10 protein-coding genes are annotated in these 18675 nt (G+C 67.8%); 3 read left to right on the forward strand and 7 right to left on the reverse strand.

Annotated elements, in window-relative coordinates; translation table 11 throughout:
• Positions 1–214: 214 nt before the first annotated feature.
• From AC25ND_RS07420 to wecB, 4 genes are read right to left on the reverse strand one after another with little or no spacing between them, the layout of a single operon-like run.
• The gene (locus tag AC25ND_RS07420) at positions 215–1060 is read right to left on the reverse strand and encodes a DUF4434 family protein (protein WP_288520550.1); all 846 of its coding nucleotides are present in this window, start codon (positions 1058–1060) and stop codon (positions 215–217) included.
• Positions 1060–4062 (reverse strand): phage receptor, encoded by a 3003-nt coding sequence (locus AC25ND_RS07425; RefSeq protein WP_288520549.1) that lies wholly within the window; start codon positions 4060–4062, stop codon positions 1060–1062. The genes AC25ND_RS07420 and AC25ND_RS07425 overlap by 1 nt, the downstream gene beginning before the upstream one ends.
• Positions 4059–6233 (reverse strand): cyclic di-3',5'-guanylate-activated glycosyltransferase NfrB, encoded by a 2175-nt coding sequence (gene nfrB / locus AC25ND_RS07430; RefSeq protein ID WP_288520548.1) that lies wholly within the window; start codon positions 6231–6233, stop codon positions 4059–4061. Before nfrB ends, AC25ND_RS07425 begins: the two co-directional genes overlap by 4 nt.
• The gene (wecB, locus tag AC25ND_RS07435; RefSeq protein WP_182324996.1) at positions 6230–7384 is read right to left on the reverse strand and encodes a non-hydrolyzing UDP-N-acetylglucosamine 2-epimerase; all 1155 of its coding nucleotides are present in this window, start codon (positions 7382–7384) and stop codon (positions 6230–6232) included. The genes nfrB and wecB overlap by 4 nt, the downstream gene beginning before the upstream one ends.
• A 315-nt stretch (positions 7385–7699) precedes the next feature.
• Between wecB and AC25ND_RS07440 the strand changes: the two genes are divergently transcribed.
• Positions 7700–8137 carry a PACE efflux transporter gene (locus AC25ND_RS07440; protein ID WP_028691696.1) on the forward strand — a complete coding sequence of 146 codons (438 nt, stop codon included), beginning with the start codon at positions 7700–7702 and terminating at the stop codon, positions 8135–8137.
• Between the two features lie 88 nt (positions 8138–8225).
• The gene (locus AC25ND_RS07445; RefSeq protein WP_062360817.1) at positions 8226–8978 is read left to right on the forward strand and encodes an AraC family transcriptional regulator; all 753 of its coding nucleotides are present in this window, start codon (positions 8226–8228) and stop codon (positions 8976–8978) included.
• Here the strand turns inward: AC25ND_RS07445 and AC25ND_RS07450 are convergent.
• Positions 8948–10378: an efflux transporter outer membrane subunit gene (locus AC25ND_RS07450; protein ID WP_288520545.1), complete on the reverse strand. Its 1431-nt coding sequence runs from the start codon at positions 10376–10378 to the stop codon at positions 8948–8950. The two genes, AC25ND_RS07445 and AC25ND_RS07450, sit on opposite strands and share 31 nt — an antisense overlap.
• Before the next feature lie 16 nt (positions 10379–10394).
• The gene (locus tag AC25ND_RS07455; RefSeq protein ID WP_486976208.1) at positions 10395–11147 is read right to left on the reverse strand and encodes a helix-turn-helix transcriptional regulator; all 753 of its coding nucleotides are present in this window, start codon (positions 11145–11147) and stop codon (positions 10395–10397) included.
• 418 nt (positions 11148–11565) lie between these two features.
• Here AC25ND_RS07455 and AC25ND_RS07460 point away from each other — a divergent pair, with 418 nt between their 5' ends.
• A complete protein-coding gene (locus tag AC25ND_RS07460; RefSeq protein WP_288520542.1) occupies positions 11566–17904 on the forward strand; it encodes a non-ribosomal peptide synthetase in 6339 nt (2112 codons plus the stop codon).
• Positions 17905–17917: 13 nt separating this feature from the next.
• Here AC25ND_RS07460 and AC25ND_RS07465 read toward each other — a convergent pair whose 3' ends face one another.
• Positions 17918–18562, reverse strand: coding sequence for a helix-turn-helix transcriptional regulator (locus tag AC25ND_RS07465; protein WP_279153181.1), 645 nt, complete (start codon positions 18560–18562; stop codon positions 17918–17920).
• Between the last annotated feature and the right edge of the window lie 113 nt (positions 18563–18675).

An 18675-nucleotide genomic window follows, 5' to 3' on the forward strand; every position in this document is an offset into this window, starting at 1 on the left:
TCTCTGTAGGAGATCACCCAGCCTTTCGGGCTACGCTGTCGCGCAGGGAACCGTCCCCTGTGGGAGCGGCCTAGCGTCGCGAAAGGGGCGCGCAGCGGCCCCAGGTTTAAAGTCACCCTCAAAATTGCCGGAGCTGCTGCGCAGCCCTTTCGCGACGCAAGGCCGCTCCCACAGGGATCGCGCTAGCTTTAGCAGTTGAGTAAGACAGTTGTTCCTACAACGAGCCTGATTGCAGCACATCCTTGGCCCAGGGCCGGTAGCGCAGTGCGAACACAGCCTCGGCGTGGCAGCCTCCGCTCAGCGCCGGCTGCGCCGGTTCGGCGCGGAACGGTTGCCCAGGCGGGCTGACCTGGCGAAACGCCTCGCGCACGATACCCACCTGGCAGGGCAGGGCCTGTTCATAGCCCTGGCGCACGAGTGGCGGCAGGCGACCGGTGCCGGCACCATCCTGCCACCACACGTTCAGGCCAAGGTTCGCCAGTTGCTCCAGCCACGCACCACTGACCCGTGGCGACAGCTGGCCGGCGCTGAAGGCACTGATATGCAAGGGCTTGTCCAATTGCCGATTGAACGCCTGCAATTGTGTGTAGAGCGCATCGCGCCTGGCCGCATCGCGAAAGTGCAGGTCGTCCAGCTCCAGCGGCAGGTACCAGCCGGACACCGGCAGCGCCCAGTCGGTCTTGAGCTGCTGGTATTGGGTGAGGGAGCGGCCCAACTGCGACTTGAAGTAGCTGTTCAGGCCTTCACCGTCGAGCTGTTCGAGCCGCTGGTAGTAGGCCGGATCCATGTACAGCCCCAGCACCAGCTCCAGCCCCTGGGCCTGCGCCTCGCGCAGGCTGCCGGCAAGCCAGCCGTGGGCGCCGCCGAAGTCGCTGTCGCCGTAGGCGCTCCATTGCACGATCAGGGTCGTGCCACCCTGGGCCCTGGTGGCGCGCCACAGTTGTTGCCACTGGGCTGGCGTGACGTTCGCATCACGGTTGAGCGGCTGGTAGAACAGGCGCTCGTCGGCAAGGGTCGGCAGGCACAGGGCGAGCAGGCAGAGAGCCAGAAAGGTACGCATCAGAAGTTCATCTCCACACCCAGCAGCACGCCGTTGGCGCGCTCGTAGAGGTTGCCGCCCAGCGCCTGCTGGTACTCGGCGCGCACTTTCAGCGAGCCACGGTAGGCGTTGTAGCGGTCGTCGTCGAACCACCACTGCCAGCGCAGGCCGACCCCGGCGCGGGCGTCCTGGCGCCAGTCGTTGCTTGGGTCCTGGCTTGAGAACTCGAGGAAGCCGTAGGGCATGATCGTCTGCGGCGACCGGCTTGGCAGTTTCCAGGCATGGCCCTGCTGGAAGCGCGACAGCCAGGCATGATCGCCCGCCCGGGTCCACCAGGCGGCGTCGAGGTAGAGGAAGCGCTCGTCCCAGTCGTCTTCGTCGATGCGCCAGTCATTGCGGTACCGGCCCTGGTCGAGGAACGAGGCGGTGGCACGCAGCAGCAGGTCGTTGCTCGATTCGGCGTTGTGGCGCAGGTCGCCCCAGTTGCCGCCGACCTTGGCCGGGCTTAGCAGCTCGCCCAGGCTCAGGCCGCTGTAGTGCGTGCTGTCGATCTGGCGCTGGTGGTAGAGCTCGGCGTACAGGTTGAGGTTGGCCTGTCCGAGCGGCTTGTAGCGCAGGCCGACGCCGGTGCCCATGCTCTGGGCGTAGTCGGTGCGGCTCTGGCCACCGAACAGCACGCGGCCATAGACCGACAGGGTGCTGCCGTTGCGGCTGGGCTCCTCGCCCAGGGCGTGGTCCCACATCGCCAGCTGCACGTTCTGCGATTGTGCCCGGCGGGAGCTGCCGGCGCGCGCGCCGTTGTCGAGAAACCTATCGTTGGTCGAGGTACCGGCTGGCGACCAGGTACTGGCCAGGGTGATGCTGTCGCGGCGCGACAGGGCTTCATGGGCACGGCGCTGGCGATACTTGCGCGCCTCCAGGCTGCCGTACTCGTCGTCGCCGTCGACCAGGTTGCGCTCCACGTCCAGCACCCGGCGCAACTCGCGGCGGGCCGAGGCGCTGTCCTCGGCCTCGTCGTAGCGCAGGGCCAGGGTCTCGCCCAGGCGGTAGTCCTCGGGGAAGTCGCGGGTGGCGCGCTCCAGATAGGGGATGGACTGGCGCCGTTGCTGCTTGTCCGTCGAGCCGGCCAGGCGCATGCCGTAGTCGGCGCGGTAGCGCGGCTGATCCGGCGCCAGGCGCACGGCCTCGGCCAGCCAGGCGGTGCTCTGGGGGCTGTCGCCGGCCTGCTGGGCGGTGCTGGCGGCGGCGTAGTAGTGATCGGCGCGCGGGGTGTGGCGCAGGGCTTCGCGCTGGAAGGCCAGGGCCTGCTGGGCGTCGCCCTGGCGTTGGGCGATGGCCGCGCCCAGGGCCCAGTCGTCGGCGTTGCGGTGCGCGGCCGTGTCCCAGTGGCGGCGGGCGGCGTCGGCATCGCCGGCGTTCAAGGCACCCCGCGCCGCGGTCAGGCGAGCATTGTCGGTCCAGGCGTCGGCCGGCAGGCTGTTCCAGATCGGCAGCGCTGCTTCGGCATCGCCCGAGGCCTCCAGCGCGTAGGCCAGGGGCAGGCGGCTGGCGGTGTCGCCCAGGCGTTCGGCGGCCTGGTAGTAGACCACGGCTTCGCCGGGCCGGTCGGGCATGGCGCAGCGGCCCAGGGCGCGATACTGCCCGGCTTCGCTCGGGTTGGCCGGGATCGCCTTGCGCAACGCGTTGCACTGGCCGGCCTCGGCCAGGCGGGCGAGCAACTGGCCGCGGGTGGCGGCATCGACTCGCGGCACCAGGGCGAGCATGCGCGGGGTGTCCAGCGGACCGTCGTTGCGCGCATAGAGGTTGCCCAGGCGTTGCAGCAGCGAGGGCGTCAATCGGCCCTGGCGGCGGTCGTAGGCGTTCTCCAGCAACTGCCGGGCGTGCTCGGTCTGGCCTCGCTCGAGCAGCATGAACGTGGCTTGCTCCAGCGCCGCGAGGTCGCCGGTCTGGCGGTAGCGTTGTTCCCACTGAGCCGCCGTGCGTGGTTGCGGCGGCTGCGCAGGGTCGCCATACAGGCGTTGCTTGAGAATGGCATAGCTGCGCGGATTGTCGCGGGCCTCGCACTGGCCGAGCTGCTCGCGGGCCAGCTTCAGGTCCTTGTGCGACAGCCAGTCGACGGTCTCCAGGCACGGGCGCTGCAATTCATTGCTCAACTGGCGCACCAGCGCCGCATCGTCGCCCTCGCGGGCCAGTTCCCAGAGTTGCCGGCGCTGTTCGGGATGCTGCAGTTGATCGGTGGGCAGGCTCTGCAGCCAACGCTCGGCCTGCTGGTTGTGGCCCATGGCGATGGCGCGGTTGGCCATGGCCAGGCGGGCATGGGTCGCCGCCTCCTGGGAAGGCGCGCTGGCCAGCAGTTTGTTCAGGCCCTTTTCATCGACCTGCTGGATATAGGCGTTGGCCAGACGCTGCCAGTCCTGCGGCGGCAATTCGCCCTTTTCGGCCAGGGGTTGCAGCTGGTCGATGGTCTCGCCCCAGTTGCGCAGTTGCTCGGCGAAGTTGGCCCGGGTCATGCGCAGCACCATGCCGTCGTCGCGCACCGGCAACTGATTGAGCCATTCCAGGGCCTTGGCCGCGCCACCGAACTTGGCCAGGCTGACGCTGTAGGCTTGCCACAGGCGCACCCGCTGCTGGCCCTGGCTGTCGGCCAGCCACGCCTCAACCTGGCTCTGCGCGGGCGGGTCCTGCTCGATCCAGGTCAGGCGCAGTTCGAGCAGGGCGTCGGCGTGCTCGGGGTTGTCGTCGAGGTCCTCGGCGATGGCCTCGGCTTCCTTGTAGCGACGCTGGTGGGCCAGGGCCTCGGCCAGCAGGGCGCGTGCCTCGTTGTTGTTGGGCACGCGCCCCAGCACGTGGCGGGTCAGGCGCTCGACCTCCGCCCAGTTGTCCTTCTGCGCCTCCCGGTAGCCACGCTCCATGAACGGGTAGCTGGTGAAACGCTGGAAGTCGGTCATCGGCTTGGTCGGCGCGGCCAGGGTGGAAGAGCACAGCAGCAGGCTGGCGAGGGTCAGGGAAAGATGGGGCGTCATGCCACCTCCCGGGTCAGTTCATAGGCGGCCTGCTGTTCGCTGGCCTGCTCGGCGAGGGCTTGCTGCAGCACCTCTTCGGTAATGATGCCGCGGGCGATCAGGTGCTCGCCCAGGCTCTGCTGCTCGGGGTTGAAGTCGATCAGCGCCTGGTTGAACAGGGTCACCGGCACCATGCCGCGCACCTGCAGTAGCGTGCCGAGCATCACCTGGTGGATGCCGACCTGCTCCAGCAGGGTGGCGTCGTCCTGATGGCGCTCGAGCACCGCGAGCATTTCGCGGGTCTCGGGCTTTTGCCAGGGGCTTGGGTAGTGGTAGCGCAGGCCCAGGGTGACCCGCCCTTGCGGCGCCAGGCGGGCGCGTACCGGGCGCTTGAGCTGGCGACTGATCACGCCCAGCGAAACCTGGCTGACCGGGCTCTCGCTGGCCAGCACCAGGGTGTCGCCGTCCTCGTCCACCGGCAGCACGCCGTAGTGGGTGGCGAGCTTGCGCGGCAGCTTGGCGATCAACGCAGGTTCAATCTTGAATGGATTCAGCGGCGCCCAGGGCAGGTCCAGCTGTTCAGCCAGGGTCTCGACCAGTTGCTCGCTGCTCAGCCAGCCGTGCAGCAGCAACTCGCGACCCAGGCGCCGACGGACCGGGCTGGTGATGGCCTGCTCCAGCTGGGTTTGGCTGATCAAGCCTTTCTCCACCAGGCGCTGGCCCAGCGGCGTGCGCGCAGGCGCGGCGAGGGCGGGGAACTCGTGGGTGGTCTTGTCCCAGGCCACCCGCCGCGAATCGCCCATTTCCATCACCTGGCGCAGGGCGCGCAGGTTGGCGAAGAAGTTGACGAAGTTGCTCCACATCATCCGCGGCGCCGACAGCAGGCCCTCGAAGATGCCGTAGTAGCGGGTGACGAACCAGAAACGCTGGAACAGGCGGTTGAACAGCAGCAGGCCGTTGAGCCACAGCAGCGTGCTCAGCAGCTTGCTGTCGCTGAGGATCGACATGAAGCGCCACGACTCCGGCGCGATCACCGTCACCAGCCACATCGCCAGCAGCACCAGCAGCAACAGGTTGACCAAAAAGCTCAGCAGGTAGGCGAACAGCCCGCGGCGGTCGCGCCAGAGGAAGTAGTTGAGCGCCCCCTTGCGGCTCCAGCCGAGGTTGCTGGTACCCTGGAACACGATGCCGACGATCCACCGCGATTTTTGCCGGATGGCGTGCTGCCAGTCCCGCGGGAAGTGCTCGCGCACGCAGATCACCTGGGCGAATTCGCGGCTCATGCCGAGGCGCCAGTCCTGCTTGAGGGCCAGCGCCGGGTCGGTGATGGAGTAGCGGGCGAAGATGCACTTCATGCCCTTCTGCTTGAGACGAAAACCAATGTCGTAGTCCTCGGTCAGGCTCTGCACATCGAAGGCGATGCCGTCGCCGTCCTCGAGCAGGGCGCTGATCGCCCGGCGGCTGAAGCAGGTGCCGACCCCGGCGCTGGGCACCTGGCCGGTGAGCGCTTCGCGCACGATGACGTCCTTGCCGTGGTTCTCGGCGAACTCGTCGACATAGTGGCCGGCGGTGAAGCCTTTCCATTCCGGTGCGTAGGGGTACACCGGAATCTGGATCATGTCCTTGTTCGGCAGCAGGTAGTTGAACAGGCGCAGTTCCATCGGCGAGATGACGTCCTCGGCGTCATGCAGGATGAAACCGGCGAACTCGATGCGCGCGTCCTGCTGGAAGCGCAGGATGGCGTCGATGATGTTGTTCAGGCAGTCGGCCTTGCTGGTCGGGCCGGGGCGGGCGCAGACCACCTTGTGCACGTTGGGGTAGTGCAGGCAGACGGCGTCGACGTCGGCCTGGGTCTGCGGGTCGTTGGGGTAGGTGCCGACGAAGATCTGGTAGTTCTCGTAGTCGATGGTTGAGGCCGCCAGGCGCGCCATCTCGCCGACCACGCCGACCTCGTTCCAGGCCGGCACCATGATCGCGAGGGGCTTTTCCGCCACCTCGAACAGGCGTTTCTCGTCGGCCTTGTCGAACTTGTCGTAGATCCGAAAGCGCCGGATCAGCGTGCGTCCCCAGTAGCACAGGTCGATGAACAGGTCGTCCAGGCCGAGCACGAACATCAGTGTCGCCAGGATGATGGCGAGGATCTTCAGGCCGAACAGGACATAGGTGAGGAAGTCGATGAAAGCCAGGCTCATGCGTTGTCCCGCGCGGCGGATTGCTCGGCGAACCAGCGGCTCAGGCGTTCGGCGATGCGCTCGCTGGCGTGGCCGTCGCCGAAGGGGGTGAACACCTGCGCCATGCGCGCGTAGGCCGCCGGGTCGTCGAGCAATTGGCTGGTCTCGTGGACGATGCGCTCGGTCAGGGTGCCGACCAGCTTGACCGTGCCACCCTTGAGCACGGCGGGGCGCTCGGTGACCTTGCGCAGCACCAGCACCGGCTTGCCCAGGGCTGGCGCCTCTTCCTGCACGCCGCCGGAGTCGGTGAGGATGATATGGGCGCGGTTCATCAGCCAGACGAAGTGCGGGTAGTCCTGGGGGGCGACCAGGTGGATGTTGTCGCGCCCGGACAGCACGCTGTACACCGCGTGCTGCACCTGTGGGTTGAGGTGCACGGGGTAGAGGAACTGCACGTCCGGGTAGCGCAAGGCCAGTTCGGCCAGGGCCAGGCAGATGCGTTCGAAGCCGCTGCCGAAGTTCTCCCGGCGGTGGCCGGTGATCAGCACCATGCGTTGGTTGTCGCTCAGCACCTTGAGCGGGGATTCGGGGGCGGGGCGCCAGTTATCGCGGTGCAGCTTGTCGCGCATCCACAGCAGGGCGTCGATCACTGTGTTGCCGGTGACCTCGATATGCTCGGGCGGCACGCCTTCGCGGATCAGGTTGGCGTCGGAGTCGCGGGTGGGGGTGAAGTGCAGGTCGGCGAGCACGCCGGTCAAGCGCCGGTTGGCTTCCTCGGGCCAGGGCTGCTGCAGGTTGCCGGTACGCAGGCCAGCTTCGACATGGCCGATGGGTATATGCCGGTGGAAGGCCGCCAGCGAGGCGATGAAGCTGGTGGTGGTGTCGCCGTGGACCAGCACGATATCGGGCTTGACCTGCTCGTAGGCGCGGTCGAGCTTGTCCAGCAGGTCGCGGGACAGGCCGTTGAGGGTCTGGTTCTGGGTCATCACCTGCAGGTCCTGATCGACCGTGAGGCCGAAGGCGGTGAGGACCTGTTCGAGCATTTCGCGGTGCTGGCCGGTGGAGCAGATATGCAGGTCGACCTCGGGCCAGTCGCGCAGGACGCGGGCCAGCGGGGCCATCTTGATCGCTTCGGGGCGGGTACCGAATACCATCATCACGGTGTAAGCCATCGTGTAGTTCCTCGTTCGATTCCCTGGACGAAGTTGTACGACGTGTCGCCGCTTGCCAGTCATAGATACAAGCAGTCGATCACGGGGTTGTCCAATGCGCGGCCTGCGCCGGACGGTGCGCTGCAGGCGCTTGCGGAAGTGCCATGGAGGCGGGGGTCGTGTCGGCACTGTCGAGGCCGAACGCCAGGGAGGGTTGGTGCGGAAACGTTTATGCTAGTTTTTCTTGATTGAACGGTCAGTCAATAAAGTATTTCCGGCTTTTTCTTACAGCCTTCTTCTTGTAGCTTTGTAGGTCTTTTCTTCAGGGAGTAGAGCATGCAAGGCAAGGCGCGCAAGGTCGTCCAGGCCATCCTGTACGAGGCCATCGCCGTGGCCTGCGTGGCGCCGGCGCTGGAGCTGGCGTTCGGCGCCGGCATGGCCCAGTCCACCGTGCTGTCGATCCTCATGTCGGGCATCGCCATGAGCTGGAACATGGCCTACAACTGGGCGTTCGAGCGCTGGGAAGCGCGCCAGCGCCAGCGCAGCCGCACCTTCCTGCGGCGCCTGCTGCATGCCCTGGGCTTCGAGGGCGGGCTGGTGCTGATCCTGCTGCCGCTGGTGGCGTACTGGCTGGACATCGGGCTGTGGGCGGCGCTGGTGACCAACCTGGCGTTGTTCGTGTTCTTCTTCGTCTATGCGTTCGTGTTCCAGTGGGGGTTCGACAAGGTCTTCGATGTGCCGGTATCGGCGCAGGAAGCGGCCAAGGGGTGCTGATATCGGGGCTTTTCCCACAAGTCACCGGGTTCCCCTTAGCCCCACGCATCGCCAATAATCTACGTTCAACCATGCCAGACCCGCACCGATGCCGCGTCCGATCATCCTGCCGCTCGCCGAGAACTACCGCCATGGCGAGCACATCGCGCCGCACTGTCATGACCGCGCCCAGTTGATCCACGCGATCAGTGGCGTGGTCACGGTCAGTGCCCGCGAAGGCTGCTGGGTGGTCCCCCCGGGGCGTGGAGTGTGGGTGCCAGCGGCGGTCGAGCACGAGCTGCGCATGGCCGGCGTCGTGCGCATGCGTACCTTGTTCGTCGAACCCAACGCGCGCCCGGACCTGCCGCGCCAGTGCCAGGTGATCGAGATCTCGCCGCTGTTGCGCGAGCTGATCATCCGCGCCATGGACATCGCCCCCGACCATCCGGCCCAGGGCCGCGAGGCGCGGATCATGCAACTGATCCTCGACGAACTGCGCGTGCTGCCGGTATTCGCCCTGCATGTGCCCAGTCCGCATTCGGCGCACCTGCAAGGCCTGTGCGAGGCCCTGCGCCAGGCACTGTCCGAGGACTGGAGCCTGGCCCGTGCCGCGGCCCACAGCGGCCTCAACCCGCGCACCCTGACCCGTGCCTTCCAGCGCGAGACCGGCCTGAGCCTGGTGCAATGGCTGCGGCGCATGCGCCTGCTGGCAAGCCTGGATGCCCTGGCGGCCGGGCAGTCGGTGCTGGAGGTGGCGCTGGACCTGGGCTATGACAGCCCCAGTGCCTTCAGCGCGATGTTCCGCCGCACCCTCGGGGTATCGCCGTCGGTCTACTTCGGCAGGGCCGTGGAGCGCTGGTAGGCCAGCCCCGGCGCCTCGTCCCAGCCGCCACCCAAGGCCGTGAACAGGTTCACCTCGGCGAGCAACTGCGCCAGACGGTCGCTGATCAGGCCCTGCTGGGCGCTGAACAGCGAGCGCTGGGCGTCGAGGAAGGTCAGGCTGCTGTCGATACCGGTGCGGTAGCGGTTCTCGGCCAGGTCGTGGTAGCGCTGGCTGGCTTTGACCAGGTCGCGCTGGGCCCGCAATTGCTGTTGATAGGTGCTGCGCGCCGCCAGGCCGTCGGCCACTTCCTGGAAGGCGGTCTGGATCGACTTCTCGTAGCGCGCCACCTGCATGTCCTTCTGCAACGTGGCGTAATCGAGACTGGCACGCAGGCTGCCGGCGTTGAACAGCGGCAGGTTGACCTGCGGCTGGAACAGCCAGGTGCCAGTGCCGGCGTCGAACAGGTCGGCCAGCTCGCGGCTGCTGCTGCCGGCGTTGGCGGTCAGGCTGATGCTCGGGAAGAACGCTGCCCGCGCCGCGCCGATATTGGCGTTGGCGGCCTGCAGCTGGTACTCGGCTTGACGGATGTCCGGGCGGCGCTGCAGCAGGTCGGCGGGCAGGCCGGCGGGGACCCTGGCAATCTGTTCGTCGGCCAGCGGCAATGCCGGCAGGTGTTCGTCGATCTGCGTGCCGACCAGGCGCTGCAACTGGTTGAAGTCCTGGGCGGCCAAGCGGGTGTAGCGCGCCACGGCGGCGCGGGTGCTGTCGACGCGGGTGGTGGCCTGGATCTGGTCGAGCGCCGACAGCGTGCCGGTGCGGCGTTGACGCTGGGTCAGGCGCAGGCTCTTTTCGTCGGCTTGCAGGGTCTGGCGCGACAGGGCCAGCAATTCCTGGTCGGCACGCCAGGTCAGATAGGCGCCGGCGACGCTGCTGAGCAGGCTGAGCTCGGCGCCACGCCGGGCCTCGTCGGTGGCCAGGTAGCTGAGCAGCGCCTGGTCGCTGAGGCTGCGCAATCGACCGAACAGGTCCAGTTCATAGGCGCTGATGCCAACGGTGGCCGATTGCTGGGTGCTGATCATGCCTTCGCCGCCGGTGCGCCGCCGTGGCAGGTACTGGCGTGTGCCCTGGGCGTTGGCCGCGATCTTCGGCATCAGCTCGGCGCGCTGGATGCGGTACTGGGCGCGGTAGGCCTCGGCGTTGAGCACGGCCACGCGCAGGTCGCGGTTGTTGGCCAGCGCGGTGTCGAGCAACTGGCGCAGCACCGGGTCTTGGAACACCCCGCGCCAGTCGCCGGTCAGGTCCGTGGCGGGTGGCCCGCCCCGGTAGGCGACGCCCGTGGGGTACTGCTCGGCGCTGGGCGAAGGTGGGCGTTGGTAGTCGGGGGCGAGGCTGCAACCGGTCAGAACGAGAGCAAGCAAGGGCAGGGCGATTCGCGGCATGACAGGGTCTCTGGGATCAGGTGCCGGCCATCCAGCGGGCCAGGCCATGGCGTCCGCTGACGCCGAGCTTGGCGGTGGCGCGTTTCAGGTAGGTCTCGATCGAGCTGTTCTTCACATTCAAGCGCTGGGCCATCTGCGGCACGGTGGCTCCGGTGAGCAGGCCGATGCACACTTCCTGCTCGCGGGTGGACAGGCGGATTGCCTCCTGCTCCAGGCGCTCGGTGAAGACCTGGCGCAGCGAGCCGGCCTCATCCGCCTGCACGCTGCCCGGACGACGCTGGGCCGTCTGCAGGAACAGCTGGGCATGGTGCTCGACCAGTGGCAGCAGGGTGTCGGACAGGCGCTTGAGCAGCGACAGTTCGGTCAGGGAGAACATCCGCTCGCTGCGCTGGCGATGGCAGCAGATGACCCAGCGCCGGTCGCCGCTGCGCGACACCAGGTTGCACTGGTGCACGGGGGCGTTTATCTGGATCAGCAAGGGGTCTTCCATGCGCATGATGCTTTGCAGCAGGGGATGGCGCAGCTGCGCTTGCGCGGGCGTCGCCTCGGGCAGGCCGGCGCTGCCCAGCACCTTGACCTGGCGGATGTTGGCCTGGTCGCTGTCAAGGGTCCACTCGCTGAGGTCGAGCCGATGGATCGGCACCTGGTCGTCGATCAGCTGGAACATCTGTTCGGCGAAGGTGGCATCGCCGGTGCTGGCAACCAGTGCCCCCAATTGCAGGTACAGGTGCGGGTCGTGGCGGTGTTCGAGGCTGTCGATCAGCTTCATGTCGTCGTCTTCCTTGATCCGGTAACGCGGTGGGTCTCGCGGTCGAGTCCTCTCTGTGGTGGGGCTTGGCGCTATTGAATAGCAGGCTCCGAGCCTGCGTCTGTAGCGGAAAGCGGGGACAGGAAATGTCAAATTATCCGACAAGAAAAGTCGGCATTTCCGTGGGCTCATGCAGCCTTAATTGACGGATTGTCGGACAATTGGCGCCAGAAACCGGCCAGATCGCCGGCGATTGCCCCGTCGGTTGGCGGGGGTAGGCAGGTACCGGCTGCCGACTATCGTCAATTTCCTACAAAAGTTTCAGCGGACTTAGGCGGAGCAATAAGGGACTGGCCAATGTCCGGGTTTGGGGGGCCATACAGGGCGCGGGGTGGGTGCTTGAATCCGCGGACGATCCCGTTTCAAGGAAGACCCGCCCATGCCTGTCGCCGATAGCTTCCCCCTGACCTGCGCCCAGCGCGACATCTGGCTGGACCAGATCAGCCACGGTGACTCGCCGCTCTACAACGTCGGTGGGTATCTGGAATTTGACGGCGCCGTGAACAGTGGTCTGCTGCGGCGCGCGCTGGCGCATCTGGTCGCGCTTCACGACGGGTTGCGCACGGTGCTGGTGCGCGAGGCGGGGGACGATGGCATCGCTCGCCAGCGCTTTGTGGCCGGCTTGCAGGTGCCGCTGGACGAGCACGACCTGCGCGGGCAGGCCGAGCCGTTCGCCGCTGCGCAGCGTCTGGCCAAGACCTTGCTGCAACAGCCCTTCGCCCTTGAAACCGGACCGTTGCTGCGCATGGCATTGCTGCATGTGGATGCCGGGCGCAGCCTGCTGATGTTGCAGGCCCATCACCTGATCCTTGACGGCTGGGGCCTGGAGCAGTTGCTCCACCAGTTGGGCCAGTACTACGGTCTGCTTGAGCAGGGCCTGGCACTGCCGGACACGGCCCCGTCCTACCGAACATTCATAGAGGATGACCTGGCCTACCAGGGATCGGCCCGTCAGCAGCGCGATCTTGCCTATTGGCTAGGCCGTTACCCACAACTACCGGATGCGCTGCTGCAGCCCAAGGAACAGGCCCTGCCGCCAGGTGCCACGCCCAGCCATGCGCTGGAGCGCAGTTTCGACGGCGACCTGCTGGCGCGCATGCGGCAGCTGGCCGACGAGCTGCAGGGATCGGTCGCCCATGTGCTGCTGGCGGCCTTGCACGTGTGCTGTGCCCGGGCCTGGCAGCGGGACGACTGGGTCGTCGGCCTGCCGGTGCGTAACCGTGGCAATGCGCGGGCCAAGGCGACCCTGGGCATGTTCGTCCAGGTCAATGCCTTGCGCATGGACTTCGGTCGGCAGTTGAGCTTCGCCGAACTGGTGCGCGGTATCGGCGATGCCCTGCGGCGCGACCTGCGTCACCAGCGCCTGCCGCTCAGCGAGCTCAACCGGGTGCTGGGGCTATCCCGGGAGGCCCGTGGGCAATTGTTCGAGATCACCGTGTCCTACGAGGAAGAGGGCCACGACCTGCGCTATGGCAGCCTCGGCGCCCACAGCGTGAAGGTATGCAACGATCACGAGCCGACGCCGCTGTCGATCTACCTGCGCAGCAACCCGCACAATGGCAAGGCCTGGCTGCACCTGGTACATAACCAAGCCTGGCTGGCCCCCGAAGAGGTCGAGGTGTTCACTGCGCGCCTGCTGCATGTGCTGGCCCAGGGGCTGGCGCGGCCGCAGGCGGGCATCGACGACTACGACCTGCTGTTGCCTGACGAGCAGCAGCGCCTGCGCCTGTGGAATGCCACCGCCAGCGCAGCCCAAGGCCCGGCTCTGATCCATCGGCGCATCGAGGCCCAGGCCGCGCTGCGCGCCGAGGCGACGGCCGCCGTGCACGAGGGGCGCCACCTGAGTTATGCCGAGCTGAACAACCGCGCCAACCAGCTGGCCACCCAACTGCTGGCCCTGGGCGTGGTGCCGGAGCAACGGGTGGCCGTGGTCGCCCGCCGCGGCCTGGACACCCTGGTCGGCCTGCTGGCGGTGCTCAAGGCCGGCGCCGCCTATGTGCCGATCGATCCGGCGCACCCGGACGAGCGCCTGCGCTACCTGCTCGACGATTGTGCGCCGAAGGTGGTGCTGACCCAGTCCGGCCTGCGCGAGCGTCTGCCAGCCATCGAGGTGCCGGTGATCGAACTGGACCGCCTGCCACTGCCCGCGACGGCGTTCGCCGACCTCGAGGTGCCGGGGCTGTCGGGTTCTAGCCTGGTCTATGTGATCTACACCTCCGGCTCGACCGGTCAGCCCAAGGGCGTGATGATCGAGCACCGCATGCTCGCCAACCTGGTCGACTGGCACTGCGAAGCCTTCGATCTCCACCCTGGCAGCGCAACCTCCAGCCTGGCCGGTTTCGGCTTCGATGCCATGGCCTGGGAGATCTGGCCGGCTTTGTGCGCTGGCGCCACCCTGCACCTGGCACCGGTGGGCGAGGGCGGCGAGGACATCGACGCGCTGCTGCGCTGGTGGCGCGCCCAGCCGCTGCAGGTCAGCTTCCTGCCCACGCCGGTGGCCGAGCACGCCTTCGCCCAGGGCGCGCCACATCCGACTCTGCGCACCTTGCTGGTCGGCGGCGATCGCCTGCGCCGGCTGGCCCGAGAGCGTGGCTGCCAGATCATCAATAACTACGGGCCGACCGAGGCCACGGTAGTGGCCAGCGCGGGCGAGGTGCGCCCGGGCCAGGTGCTGCACATTGGCGCGCCGGTGGCCAACACCCGGCTGTACGTGCTCGATGCCCAGGGACGGCAACTGCCGATAGGTGCTGTCGGTGAGCTGCACATCGGCGGCGCGGGAGTCGCCCGCGGCTATCTGAACCGCCCCGAACTGACTGCCGAGCGCTTCCTCGACGACCCGTTCACCCTGCAGCATGGCGCCCGGATGTACCGCACGGGTGACCTGGTGCGCTGGTTGCCCGACGGTACCCTGGAGTACCTTGGGCGTAGCGACGACCAAGTGAAGATACGCGGCGTACGGGTCGAACTGGGCGAGATCGAGAGCGCGCTGGCCAGTCATCCAGCCGTGCGCGAGGCGCTGGTGCTGCTGCGCGACGGCCAACTGGTGGCCTGGTACCTTGGCGAACAGCCGTCGACCCCGTTGCAGTTGCACGAACACCTGCGCAGCCGCCTGCCGGCCGCCTTGCTGCCGAGCGCTTATGTGGCGATGGCGGCCTGGCCGTTGACCGCCAATGGCAAGCTTGACCGCCGCGCGTTGCCCGCGCCGGGCAACGAGGCCACGGTACGGCGCGCCCACGAGCCGCCCCGAGGCGAGCTTGAACAGCGCCTGGCCGCGCTGTGGGCCGAGTTGCTGGAGGTGGAGCAGATCGGACGGCACGATCATTTCTTTGAACTGGGCGGTCATTCGCTGCTGGCGGTGCGCTTGATCGAGCGCATGCGTCAGGCGGGGTTGCAGGTCGATGCCCAGGTCCTCTTTGGCCAACCGACCCTGGCGAGCCTGGCCGCGTCGCTTGACGGCGCCCCCGTGCACTCGGTGGCGGCCAATCGCGTGGCCCCGGGTTGCCAGCGGATCACCCCAGAAATGCTGGCCCTGACCCACCTCGAGCAGGCCGACATCGACCGCATCGTCGACAGGGTGCCGGGCGGGGCGGCCAATGTGCAGGAAATCTACCCGCTGGCACCGCTGCAGGAGGGGCTGCTGTATCACCACCTCACCGAAGACCGTGACCCGTACCAGCAACAGGCGCTGTTCGCCTTCGCCAGCCAGGCTGCGCTGGAGGCGTTCAACCGCGCCTTGGCCGGGGTCATCGAGCGTCACGACATCCTGCGTACCAGCCTGGCTTGGGAAGGCTTGGCGCAGCCGCAGCAAGTGGTGTGGCGCCAGGCCTGGTTGCCGTTGAGGGTGCTTGCGTCCGGTCCGGGCGACGCGGCCACCCGGCTGCGCGAAGAGGGACTGCGGCTGGACCTGCGTCAGGCGCCGATGATGGCTCTGGCCTGCGTCGAGGACAGCGCGCGGCAGCGCTGGCTGGGGCTGCTGCACTTCCACCATCTGGTCAACGACGCCGTATCGGTGCAGGTGCTGCTGGCCGAACTGGCGGTACTGATGGCGAACGAAGGGCATACATTGCCCAGGCCGGTGCCCTACCGCAATTACGTTGCCATGAGCCGCGACGAGGCTCGGCAGGCGGGCCATGAAGTGTTCCTGCGCGAAGCACTGGCCGGGGTGGAGGCGCCGCCGAGGCTGGCCGGCATGGGCGAGGGGATCCAGACCCGTGTCGAGACCTGCGTCCTGACCGTTCCTGAGGACCTGGCCCTGGCCCTGCGCCAGCGCGTGCGCCAATACGACGTCGGCCTCGGTAGCCTGATGCACCTGGCCTGGGCCCAGGTGCTGGGGGCCTTGGGTGGTCGCGACGAGGTGGTGTTCGGCACCGTGCTGCTGGGGCGGGTGATGGCGGGCGAGGGCGCCGACCGGGCATTGGGCATGTTCATCAACAGCCTGCCGCTGCGGGTGTCGCTGGCGGGTCGCGACGTGGGCCAGGCGCTGGTCGGAATCCACGGCCAGCTGGCGGCGCTGCTCAGGCACGAGGACGCGCCGCTGGTGCTGGCCCAGCGCTGCAGTGGCCTGCCCGCCGGCGTGGCACTGTTCGACAGCCTGCTCAACTACCGGCATGGCGCCGCGCACGACGCCGAAGCGTTGCCCGGGGTGACCCTGCTCGATGCCAGCGAGGTGCACAGTCACGCCCTAGTGTTGACCGTGGACGAGCAGGGCGACAGCCTGCGCCTGAGTGTGCGGGCACCTTGCGAGTTGGGTGCCGGACGGGTGCTAGGGTTCGTTTCCTGCGCCCTGCAGGCGCTGGCTGCCGCCCTGCTCAGCGAAGCCCCGGTGGCGCTCGAGGCGCTGCCGACCCTGCCGGAAACGGAGCGTGTGTATCTGCTGGAAACCCTCAACAGCACCGAGGTTGCGCTGGATCCCGCGTATCCGCACCTGCCGGCGCTGTTCGCCGCTCAGGTGCGACGCACGCCGGATGCCGTGGCGCTGCAGAGTGAAGACGCGCAGCTCACCTACCGCGAGCTCGACGCCCAGGCCAATCGCCTGGCCCATCACTTGATCGGCCTTGGCGTGCGGCCCGACAGCCGGGTAGCGGTGTGCCTGGAGCGGGGCGCCTCGCTGATCGTCGGCCTGCTCGGCGTGCTCAAGGCCGGTGGCGCCTATGTGCCGCTGGACCCCGGCTACCCCGACGAACGCCTGCACTACATGCTGGCCGACAGCGCGCCCCTGGCACTGCTGGTGCACGGAGCCACCCGTGGCCTGTTCGAGGGTCAGTCGACACCGCTGGTGGATCTGGATCACGGTGACTGGCAGGTGCACGGCGACCATGCGCCGGAGCTGCCGGAACTGGGTGGCGGGCACCTGGCCTATGTCATGTACACCTCGGGCTCGACTGGCACGCCGAAAGGGGTGATGGTCGAGCACGGCGGGCTGTGCAACCTGATGCGCTGGGGCAGCGACCTGTGCCCGCCGCGGGCCGACGACGCGCTGCTGCAGCGGGCGCCGTTCAGCTTCGACGGTTCGGTGTGGGAGTTGTTCTGGCCACTGTGCGCGGGCTTGCGCCTGGTGCTGGCCCGCCCCGACGGTCACCGCGATCCGGCTTACCTGGTGCAGCTTGTCCAGTCGCGCAGGGTGACCACCGTCAAGTTCGTTCCGGCCCTGCTGCAAGCGTTTCTCGACACCCCGGGCGTGGAGCGTTGCAGCAGCCTGCGCGATGTCTTCTGTGGTGGCGGCGAGCTGACGCTGGCGCTGGCGCAACGGGTGCGCCAGGCCTTGCCCCAGGTGCGCTTGCACAATGTCTATGGCCCCACCGAAGCTACCGTGGACAGCACCGCCTGGACCTTGGAGCCGCAGCAGCCGTTGCCCGTCGCCGCCCCGCCGATCGGGCGGGCGATCGGCAACACGCGTCTGTACGTGCTCGATGCCCATGACCGTCCGGTGCCTGTGGGTTGTGCCGGCGAACTGCACATCGGCGGCATCGGTGTGGCCCGCGGCTACCTGGGCTTGCCGGCGTTGCAGGCCGAGCGCTTCATCGCCAGTCCGTTCGTGGCCGGCGACCGCCTGTACCGAACCGGCGACCTGGTGCGCTATCGCGCCGATGGTGAGCTGGAGTTTCTCGGTCGCAACGACTTCCAGGTCAAGCTCAACGGCCTGCGCATCGAGCCGGGCGAGATCGAGGCGCTGTTGGCGGCTCATCCGGACCTTGGCCAGGTGGTGGTGCTGGTTCGCGAGGAGCGCCTGGTGGCTTATGCCAGCTGTCGCGACGGCCATGGCGCGCCGACGCTGGAAGCGCTGCGTGCCTACCTGCTGGCGCGACTGCCGGCCTACATGGTGCCCTCGGCCTATGTGCTGCTGGCCGAGTTGCCGCTGAGCCCCAATGGCAAGGTCGATCGCCGCGCTTTGCCGGCGCCGGGCGTGGAGGCGGTGATCAGTCGGGCCTATGAGGCGCCCCGTGACGAGCTGGAGCATACGCTGGCGCAGATCTGGACCGAAGTGCTGAAGATCGAGCAGGTCGGCCGCGACGACAACTTCTTCGAGCTGGGTGGGCACTCGCTGTTGGCGGTCAGCCTGGTGGCGCGCATGCGCCAGGCCGGGCTGCATGCCGATGCGCGCCTGTTGTTCAGTCAGCCGACCTTGGCGGGCCTGGCGGCCAACACGCGTCGCGGGCAGGAACAGGTGGCGATTGCGCAGACCACGATTCCAGCGCTCAAGGGCAGGCGGCGGATCTGACCGGTTGGGGCCGCTACTTCGGCGAAATGCGATAGACGCAGCGCCGATCCCCTGAAATCAGGTGTTCGCAACGCTCCACCAGCCCCTGCTCGCCGATCGCCGCCTGGAATACCTGCAGCTCGCTGCGGCAGAACCCCTGGCAGCGGGTGGCGGCGATGCAGATCGGGCAGTGGTTCTCGACGATCAGCCAGTCGTTGCCGTCGGCCTGCATTTCGGCCATGTAGCCGGCGCGCTCGCGCAGCTGCACGAGGATGCGCACCTTGTCCTCCAGGCTTTGGCCATCGGCGCAGGCCTGCTGGTACTCACGGCTGTTGCTGTCTTCCATGCGGCTGATCAGGCGGTCGACCCCGTCGCTGCCGAACACCTGCTCGACGCTCTCGATCAGTTGCAGGGTCAGCACGCTGTGGGAGTCGGGGAAGCGGCGCTGGGCCGTGGCGGTCAGTGCCCATTTCTGCGAAGGGCGCCCGGCGCCCTTGGCCGGCACGCTGATGCCGCTGACCAGGTCGGCCGCCTGCAGTTTCTGCACTTGCTGGCGAGTGGCTTCGAAGGTGATGGTGAGCAGCTGGGCCAGGTCGGCGGTCTTGAGCGGCCCGCGGGTCTTGAGCAGGAACAGGATGCGGTCGGCGGTGCAGTTGGTATCAACGGTGGTCGAGGTCATGGAGCGCTGGAAACCGGGCGTGAATGAACGGATCGGGCACTCTCCTGGGCCATCCTTTGCGCAGGCAAGTGGGCGAAGGATAGCCCGGATTCGTGGTGATTTGTGCAAGAAGA

It is taken from the genome of Pseudomonas sp. P110(2024) (assembly GCF_057480795.1).